This window comes from Streptomyces sp. NPDC107550 (assembly GCF_055639095.1).
The window spans coordinates 1-1,269 of record NZ_JBVKBC010000049.1 but is presented as its reverse complement, the minus strand read 5'-3'; the positions used below and the strand labels follow the sequence as shown (position 1 = coordinate 1,269).

Genomic DNA, 1,269 nt, shown 5'->3' with positions numbered 1-1,269 from the left:
GCTTGGGCCGGCGGCTCCACCACTCCGAACCACGTCAAAGACGAGGACGGCGGCTTCACGGCCTTAGCATCACTGGATTCGATGTTTGACGCTTCACAGCGGGTACCGGAATATCAACCGGTTATCCATCGACTACGCCTGTCGGCCTCGCCTTAGGTCCCGACTTACCCTGGGCAGATCAGCTTGACCCAGGAACCCTTAGTCAATCGGCGCAAACGTTTCTCACGTTTGTATCGCTACTCATGCCTGCATTCTCACTCGTGAACCGTCCACAACTGCCTTCCGGCGCTGCTTCACCCGGCACACGACGCTCCCCTACCCATCACAGAAGGCGTTGGCCCTATATTCTGCAATGACACGACTTCGGCGGTACGCTTGAGCCCCGCTACATTGTCGGCGCGGAATCACTAGACCAGTGAGCTATTACGCACTCTTTCAAGGGTGGCTGCTTCTAAGCCAACCTCCTGGTTGTCTGTGCGACTCCACATCCTTTCCCACTTAGCGTACGCTTAGGGGCCTTAGTCGATGCTCTGGGCTGTTTCCCTCTCGACCATGGAGCTTATCCCCCACAGTCTCACTGCCGCGCTCTCACTTACCGGCATTCGGAGTTTGGCTAAGGTCAGTAACCCGGTAGGGCCCATCGCCTATCCAGTGCTCTACCTCCGGCAAGAAACACACGACGCTGCACCTAAATGCATTTCGGGGAGAACCAGCTATCACGGAGTTTGATTGGCCTTTCACCCCTAACCACAGGTCATCCCCCAGGTTTTCAACCCTGGTGGGTTCGGTCCTCCACGAAGTCTTACCTCCGCTTCAACCTGCCCATGGCTAGATCACTCCGCTTCGGGTCTTGAGCGCGCTACTATACCGCCCTATTCGGACTCGCTTTCGCTACGGCTTCCCCACACGGGTTAACCTCGCAACGCACCGCAAACTCGCAGGCTCATTCTTCAAAAGGCACGCAGTCACGAGACACCAAGCAAGCTTGATGTCCGACGCTCCCACGGCTTGTAGGCACACGGTTTCAGGTACTATTTCACTCCGCTCCCGCGGTACTTTTCACCATTCCCTCACGGTACTATCCGCTATCGGTCACCAGGGAATATTTAGGCTTAACGGGTGGTCCCGCCAGATTCACACGGGATTTCTCGGGCCCCGTGCTACTTGGGTGTCTCTCAAACGAGCCGCTGATGTTTCGACTACGGGGGTCTTACCCTCTACGCCGGACCTTTCGCATGTCCTTCGCCTACATCAACGGTTTCTGACTCG

At 56.7% G+C, this 1,269-nt stretch carries 1 rRNA gene (only partly in view); it reads right to left on the bottom strand.

Features of this window, described 5'->3' with window-relative positions:
* Window positions 1-1,269, bottom strand: a 23S ribosomal RNA gene (locus tag ACZ7LY_RS32470) (its annotated part extends 1,491 nt beyond the left edge of the window); the annotation flags it as partial.